At 60.7% G+C, this 7,118-nt stretch carries 7 protein-coding genes; 3 read left to right on the top strand and 4 right to left on the bottom strand.

Annotated elements, in window-relative coordinates; genetic code table 11:
• Positions 1-210: 210 nt before the first annotated feature.
• Complete coding sequence (locus tag B0G57_RS25620; RefSeq protein ID WP_020566215.1) at positions 211-1,131, top strand: LysR family transcriptional regulator; 921 nt, start codon at positions 211-213, stop codon at positions 1,129-1,131.
• A gap of 106 nt (positions 1,132-1,237) precedes the next feature.
• On the opposite strand, the gene B0G57_RS25615 is transcribed toward B0G57_RS25620, so the two are convergent.
• A complete protein-coding gene (locus B0G57_RS25615; RefSeq protein WP_018440986.1) occupies positions 1,238-2,176 on the bottom strand; it encodes a LysR family transcriptional regulator in 939 nt (312 codons plus the stop codon).
• 106 nt (positions 2,177-2,282) lie between these two features.
• Between B0G57_RS25615 and B0G57_RS25610 the strand changes: the two genes are divergently transcribed.
• Positions 2,283-3,017 carry an SDR family NAD(P)-dependent oxidoreductase gene (locus tag B0G57_RS25610; protein ID WP_026229724.1) on the top strand — a complete coding sequence of 245 codons (735 nt, stop codon included), beginning with the start codon at positions 2,283-2,285 and terminating at the stop codon, positions 3,015-3,017.
• A gap of 35 nt (positions 3,018-3,052) precedes the next feature.
• On the top strand, positions 3,053-3,652 hold the full coding sequence (locus B0G57_RS25605; protein WP_018440988.1) for an NADPH-dependent F420 reductase: 600 nt from the start codon (positions 3,053-3,055) through the stop codon (positions 3,650-3,652).
• A 38-nt stretch (positions 3,653-3,690) separates the two neighbouring features.
• On the opposite strand, the gene B0G57_RS25600 is transcribed toward B0G57_RS25605, so the two are convergent.
• The 3 genes from B0G57_RS25600 to B0G57_RS25590 form a co-directional block, all read right to left on the bottom strand.
• A complete protein-coding gene (locus tag B0G57_RS25600; protein WP_026229725.1) occupies positions 3,691-4,554 on the bottom strand; it encodes an Nmad3 family putative nucleotide modification protein in 864 nt (287 codons plus the stop codon).
• Positions 4,555-4,765: 211 nt separating this feature from the next.
• Positions 4,766-5,251 carry a hypothetical protein gene (locus B0G57_RS25595; RefSeq protein WP_102606688.1) on the bottom strand — a complete coding sequence of 162 codons (486 nt, stop codon included), beginning with the start codon at positions 5,249-5,251 and terminating at the stop codon, positions 4,766-4,768.
• Between the two features lie 163 nt (positions 5,252-5,414).
• Entirely contained in the window at positions 5,415-7,052 is a 1,638-nt protein-coding gene (locus tag B0G57_RS25590; RefSeq protein WP_018440991.1) for a sensor histidine kinase, read from the bottom strand.
• Positions 7,053-7,118 lie beyond the last annotated feature (66 nt).

Raw genomic sequence — 7,118 nt, 5'->3', positions numbered from 1 at the left:
TCTCAGTCATAGGTTGCGTCCGCAAGTTGTAGTTGCGGACGCAAGCCTGCGCTCGTTCAGCTTCCGATTCTAGGTGCGCTTAAATTCGCGCTTACCATTGGTCTGCTCATTTCGTCCCCCTCCTTTTATCGGGTCTGCCCCATTGTAAAAACCCGATATCGATAAGCGATAATCAAAAATGAGCCAGTGAAGTGATAGAAATTGCCGATCATGCGCCTATCGTTGCAGCAGCTCGAAACGTTCTATTGGGCAGCCCGCCTCGGCGGTTTTCACGCGGCGGCGCGGCATCAGCATCTGACCCAACCCACCATTTCCGCGCGCATCCAGGAGTTGGAAGAGCAACTGGGGGTGCGTTTGTTCGAGCGCGAGCACGGACGGTGCGAGCTGACCATCGATGGGCAGGACGCCCTCGTGCATGCGGAGCGGATGCTTCAGCTGGCCGACGAATTTGGGCGCCTTGGCCAGCGGCGCGACCCCATGCGCGGGCTTTTGCGCCTAGGCGCCAATGAATCGACGGCACTGGCCGGGCTTGCCGAGCTGTTGAGTCGCCTCAAGAGCATGTACGATGAATTGAGGATCGAGCTCACCGTCGACATCGGTGCGGCGTTGAGCCGCAAGATGGCTGCGCGAGAACTCGATGTAGCGATCCTCAATGATTCAGCCAATGCACGGCATGTGATCGAACGGACGATGGGGGTGTCCAATTTGCATTGGGTGGCAGCGCCGTCGCTCGTCGGCGAGCGGAAGGTGACCCCGGAAATGTTGGCATCGTTGCCCGTTATCACCGTTTCGCAGCCGTCCTCGAACCACAAGCTCGTGATGAAATGGTTTCGTTCGGCCGGCGTCGAACCGCAATACGTGAGTTCGTGCAATTCACTTGCAACGATATTGCAGCTCGTGGCCGCCGGTCACGGCGTAGCCGTCATGTCACCGGCGATCATGCGCGCGGAGATTGAGTCGGGTGCCATTCAGACGCTGATCGTGAAGCCGGATCTAGAACAGGAGAAGTATCTAGTTGCGTATCAAGTTGAGCGACGGGGAGAGGGGCTCGAGACCGTCGTTCGGATGGCCGCCGAGATACTGGCGCGCAATGAGGTAGTCATCCCGCCCGCCGTATACGGCGGGCGCTGAAGGCATCGCGGTTGCCTTGCATGGGCGGCCTCCTGTCTTCGCCCTTGACCGCCCGCAGACATATCTTGCCCAAGTCACGGTTGAACAACGTCTCGGAGCAAACCCATCAGCGACCGCGCACTACGCTGGCCTTGGTCTTCCCACCGTTTGAAGGATGACAATTGCCAAGGAGCTCGACCAGCCGTGTCTCGCATTCGGAAAACGAGTACCCGCGCCGGTGCGAGATCATGAACGTGAGGGCGCGCATGTGCCATGCGCGTCGCTGGAGTTCGACGAGTGTTCCCTTCGCGAGATCTTCCTCTACCATATGGCGCGGCATGTGCCCCCAGCACAAGCCTCCCCTGAGCAGATCATGCTTCGCGCCGAGGTCGTTCACCCACCACTGGCGTTCGCTGGCAACCCCCTGTTGTGTCTTTTCGGCATCGGGCTGATTGTCGGTTACGACGAGCTGGATGTGCCGGCCAAATTCTTCCCGCGGGATCTGCCCCGCAATTGCGGCCAGCGGATGCGATGCCGCACAGACGGTCACCATGTGAGCGTCACATAAATGCTGCCTTTCGATAGTGCCTGGGCTCACCTCCGGCACGTCAGTGATTGTCACCGCCAATGCGCAAGTGCCTTCGAGAACCAAACGCTCTCCGCCCTGCATGGTCGTCATGCGCAGATTGCTTGTGACCGTTGGAAAGCCCGCCTGCACGTTGCGCAGGCATTCAATCAGGTGCGCGCGCGGGAAATAGGTATCCACGGCAAGCGAAACTTGCGGAACCCCGGCTTCAGCAATCGCAACCGCGCGCATCTTCATTTCCTCGGTTCGCGAGATCACCCCGCGCGCGTCAGGCAGGAGGCTGCGACCCGCGGCCGTGAGCGTCGCTTTGCGGGTGTTGCGCTCGAACAGCACCACGTCGAATGCGCTCTCGAGTGAGTTAATCGCGTGGCTGATCGCCGACTGTGCACGCCTCAGCTCCCGTGCAGCCCCGGAAAAGCTTCCCCGGTCACACACGGCGACGAAGGCCCGCAGTTGATTGATGGTGACGTTGTCCAGCATATATATCTATAAAGTAGATGGTACTTATAGATATTCAGTCAATTGGCTTCATGAATCAAGAGGCCCAGAATCGTGTTTGTCGCTTTTGTTTCGAAGGATGCACGACATGAACAGACTGAATAGAAGGACCGCCGTGATCACTGGTGGCGGCACCGGTATCGGCCGCGCCGCAGCTAAGCGCTTCATAGAGGAGGGCGCCTTCGTCTTCATCTTCGGCCGCCGCCAGGAAGCGCTCGACGCCGGAGTGGCCGACCTTGGGCCGAATGCCCGCGCGGTGAACGGCTCGGTCTCCAACCTGGCCGACCTCGACCGGCTCTACGCGGCGGTGAAGGCGGAGCGCGGAACCCTCGACATCGTCTTCGCCAACGCTGGGGCGGGAAGCCCGCTTCCGCTAGGCCAGATCACCGCCGAGCACATTGACGACACGTTCGACACCAATGTGAAGGGGACGATCTTTACGGTCCAGAAGGCGCTGCCGCTGATGGGCGCAGGCGGTTCGATCATCCTGACCGGATCGAGCGCCGGCACCACCGGAGCCCCAGGATTCACGGCCTACAGCGCGAGCAAGGCAGCGGTGCGCAACCTCGCCCGCACGTGGGCGGAGGAACTGAAGGGCACCGGCATCCGGGCAAACGTGCTGTCGCCCGGGGCGACGGCGACCGAACTAGCCAAAGAGGCGCTGGGCGAAGAGGGCCAGAAGGCCTACGGTGCGATGACGCCGCTCCAGCGCATGGCCAATCCGGCGGAGATCGGGGCGGTGGCCGCCTTTCTTGCGTCATCGGACAGCAGCTTCATGACCGCCAGCGAGGTAGCCGTTGACGGTGGCTTGGCACAACTCTGATGAGTGAACGCGCCGAGAAACGAAGGAGAAAACATATGAGTTACGCCATCATTGGCTTCGGCAAGATCGGCCATGCACTTGCCAAGGCGTTCGCCCGCAACGGCATCGAAGTGGCCGTTGCAACGACGCGCGACCCCGAAAGCATTGCAGCCGATGCGGCCGCGATCGGACCCACGATTATTCCCCAAACCCTGGCGGAAGCCCTCAAGGCGGACATCATCGTTTTGGCAGTCCGTTTTGAGTCGCATTCGGATGTCGCAAAAGCACTGCCCAACTGGAAGGGGAAGACCGTCATCGACGCGATGAACACGCAAGCCCCGCTTGAGGAACTGGGCGGTCTCCCGTCCTCTGCTTTCATCGCAAAGGTGTTCACCGGCGCCAGGGTGGTGAAAGGCTTCAACCATCTGGTCGCTGCCGTCCTTGACCAGGACCCGGCCGTACACGGTGGCAGGAGGGTCGTGTTCCTCGCGAGCGACGATGACGACGCTGCAGCGGAGATTGGTGCGCTTGCAGAGGACCTCGGTTTCGCGCCCATCCAACTCGGCGGGCTTTCTGAAGGCGGACTCCTTGTGCATGCGCGCGGGAAAAGGTGGGGTCACCTGATCTTCAAGGACTTGATCGCGTGCGACCGATGAACAACCGTTTCCGGTAGTAGAAGCGCCCGGGGTGACGCTCATGCCTGCGCCCACGTCGAGGTGCCATGACGAAGCACCAGGCTATGTAGCCATTGCGAGGCCTCTTCGCAGTCGCCCACGTCGATCACGAACTCCTGCCCCTTGCAAACCGTTTGCACGATGGCACATTCGTCGTCGATACGCCATCGGGCAGGATCGCGGTGGTAGCTGAGAGTCGGCTGCTCCGGGTTTTTCAGCAGCCAGCGTGGCACACGCCAGACGGAACGGGAACAACCGGGCGCAGTAAGCTGCAGCTCAGCCCCCCAGCCTCGAAATGCGCCGGCCGCCGGTACTCGATGGCGCGGACCCACCAGACGCTCGCCGGCGACATAAATCGTGTTGTCCATGCCGATGTGGGCGGCGTGCTGCACGTGCGGATGATCTTCAAGCCACGCCGGGCATCCAGCTGCATCTGCCTTGTGTACGTGTCCGACCTGAAGCCAGCCGAAGAGGGCGTGGACGTTCGGCGCACCGGGTACGTACCGCCACCGCCCCTCGAAGCGCTCAGCTTGACGGAACCACCCGAAGAACAGGAAAACGTCCCCTGGCCCCACGCCCTGTTTGGCGAGGTGCGTCTGCGCTGATCCGACCTGCCCGAGCGACGCACGCCATCCAGGTCGGCGCGCCACACTGCCATCACTCAGATCAGGATCGAGATGAACAGAAGTGCGCGCAGTGATCGCGCCTTCCGTCAAGTCGCTGGCGAGATTGTGCAAAGGACCCATAGGGCCCCTGATGTCGCCGAGCGGCCGGCCGTAACGCGATGGAATGGGCAAGGTCTGAAGCGACCCGTCCGAGAGGATCGGGCTCGGCACCCCGCCATACTGGGAATCAAATCCTTTGCGGCTAAAGATGATTTTCAAACGTCGCTCCAGCCAGTCGCTCGCACTATGCTGGCGCCGCGAGCGGCCATTAAATATACCTGAAGCGAGACGCGCAAGATGTCCAGTTGGCGCTCGTTGCGGAAGCGCCCAAGCGGCTACCTCAGGCAAGTCGCTACGTCGAACCTTTGTGCAATTCATTGGCGCCCGATGTGTGTCTGCTCACCCGCGGCGCCGCTCACGCCGGGAGCTCCTACTTGATCTCCCACGCGACCGTATGATGGTTGACCAGTCCTCTCGCTCCGCCTGGTAGATCGTGAAGCCGGGTGCGCGTAATGCTGCCGTGCCCGCTGATCCCTTTGTATTTGCCGATGCCGGCGACCAGCTCGAAATTAGTAGCCTCAAAAACGTCAAATATGCTGTCGCCGTCGGGGTCCGTCAGCACGCAGCTGCCCACAATTCGGAACTGCTCAGCGATCGTCGTCCAGTTTTGCAGGCACCGCACGACCATGTTGTTGAATGGTCCATCGCCCTTCACATTTTGTATAACGCCGCTGTAGTCCCATACGCCGCCCGTTCCCGCGCCGCTGTCGATGCTACCGAGCGTGCGCACGGTCGCATAGGTGTCGAACTCGGCCTCGCCGCGTTTCGGAAAATCGGCCGCAGCCGCGCAGAACGAGACTGAGGTCATCGCGACCAGTACCGCCGCGTGGAGTCCATATACCCCGTTACTGTCCATGACTGAATCTCCTGAATGGATGGAGCCAATTTCGCTCCAGTACCCAACGGTAGCCGACGCACCGAAAGCGATGGAATCCCGCGAAGATGGAAATCCATCCCGCGAAGACGGGACACGCTTGCGCATGGTGCGTGGTTCCACGTTGACAGAGCGTGGTGATTATTCAGGAAACCGGCAGCAGCAGGTTGAGAGTTGTGCCCGCCGCGGACGACTGGATATCTAGGCGGCCGCCGATGAGATTTGCGCGGTGCTTCATGCTGGCAATACCGCGGCCAGTGCGTTGTCCGCAGAAGCCGACGCCGTTGTCGCGCACCTGGATGTAGATGTGCTTGCCCGTCGCATCCAATCCAGTCTCCACATGTATGCCGGTCGCGTGAGCGTGTTTAATGATATTGCTGAACGCCTCCTGCAGGATGCGTAGGACGTGCAGCACGTTCTGCGGAGTCAGACAGGAAATCTCGGGTACTTCACTCACTTGCCAGTCGAGGTCAATACCTTGTTTGCGCAGACGTTCGTCAAGCCGATAGCGCAGATTCCCCATCACAGGGAGGAGGTCGTTTTCAGTCGGCTCCAGCGAGTCGATGGTTAGTCGAAGGTCGTCGATGCATTCGCGCAAGGCGGCCGCGACATCCGTGCCCGAATACTCCCCGTGCTCGACCAGGTTCAAGGTCGAGATCAGCTGCGCGCCGATGCCGTCGTGCATGTCGCGCATGATCCGGCTGCGCTCTTCCACGACGGCTTGATTGCGTTCCATGGCCTGCATGCGCTCGTATGTGCAAGCCAACTCAGCATGCTTGTCTGCGACGCGCCTCTCCAGTTGTGCGTTTAGCTTTTCGAATTCGTTGAGCGATCTCGCGAAACGGTCCACGAGCATCCATCCAATCACAAGAAACATCGGCAGGTAGGCATAGGGTTGGTAGTGCGGCAGATCGATCGGATAGGGCAAGAGATATTCATTGGCGGAGATGACGAACTTGAAGGATCCGGCAAGAGCCAGGCACAGCGTTTCCACGGTTTTTTTTTGCCAGGCAATGATCCAGAAGATTGCGACATAGAAGACGGTGACCGCAAAGGTCATGAGCCACCATTCCTGGATCGGCCATCCTCCGACTCCGAGAAGGGCGGCGCCGTCAAGCACTGGCGAGACGATCACGTAACCCCATAGCAGTCGCTCCAGGCGCGGTCGGCGCCAGCCGCCATATCGCAGTGCAAAGAAGCACATCAGGACGATGTAGCATTCGAGGGTGCCCCGGACGGCCAAGTCCCAGTACGGAAACGGTAGGACAGGTTCGCTGATCACAAATCTGCCAGCCACGAACAAGGCGAATGCGACCGCGGACAAGCCGGCGTAGCCGTACGTGCTCTCCCGGCGGCGGCGCATCCAAAGCAATCCGATGAAGAGACCCAGAACGCACGAAAGGATAATGACGATGCGGGGGCCGGTGACCACGACGAGGACGCGCCGCTGATAGGCGGCGCGCACTGCCGGCCGCGGTCCAACCGCGATCGTCGATAGTGCTCCACGCGTGCCGCGTTTGACCCATAGTTGCAGATATATGGTGTTGGCGCCTGCGCGCAGAAGGTCAGGTGGTATCGAAACAAGCCGGGGTGGAAAGCCGACAAAGGCCGGCGGAGCCTTCGGCATAGATGGTGCGAGCCGGCCCATGGCGGGCGCGACCGGCGCGACCGCTCCAATTCGGCCGACGAAAGCCCCGTTGACATAAAGCGCTCCCGAGCTCTCCAGCAAAGGCATGTAAGCGGCATAGAACTCGTCAGGCGCGATCGGCAGGTTGAACTGCATCCGGTACCAGCCAGAGCCCGAGTCTCCGGGATGCGAAACACGCCAGTTGTCCGGAAGAGCCTGAGG

The sequence above is a fragment of the Trinickia symbiotica genome, from assembly GCF_002934455.1.
GTDB classification, from domain to species: Bacteria; Pseudomonadota; Gammaproteobacteria; order Burkholderiales; family Burkholderiaceae; genus Trinickia; species Trinickia symbiotica.
This window is presented reverse-complemented; position numbering and strand designations above follow the sequence as displayed.

Excerpts from the sequence above, each read along its gene's own strand:
- B0G57_RS25620 (WP_020566215.1), top strand. The coding sequence starts at position 211 with ATGCGCCTATCGTTGCAGCAGCTCGAAACGTTCTATTGGGCAGCCCGC.
- B0G57_RS25615 (WP_018440986.1), bottom strand. The coding sequence starts at position 2,176 with ATGCTGGACAACGTCACCATCAATCAACTGCGGGCCTTCGTCGCCGTG.
- B0G57_RS25610 (WP_026229724.1), top strand. The coding sequence starts at position 2,283 with ATGAACAGACTGAATAGAAGGACCGCCGTGATCACTGGTGGCGGCACC.
- B0G57_RS25605 (WP_018440988.1), top strand. The coding sequence starts at position 3,053 with ATGAGTTACGCCATCATTGGCTTCGGCAAGATCGGCCATGCACTTGCC.
- B0G57_RS25595 (WP_102606688.1), bottom strand. The coding sequence starts at position 5,251 with ATGGACAGTAACGGGGTATATGGACTCCACGCGGCGGTACTGGTCGCG.
- B0G57_RS25590 (WP_018440991.1), bottom strand. The coding sequence starts at position 7,052 with ATGCAGTTCAACCTGCCGATCGCGCCTGACGAGTTCTATGCCGCTTAC.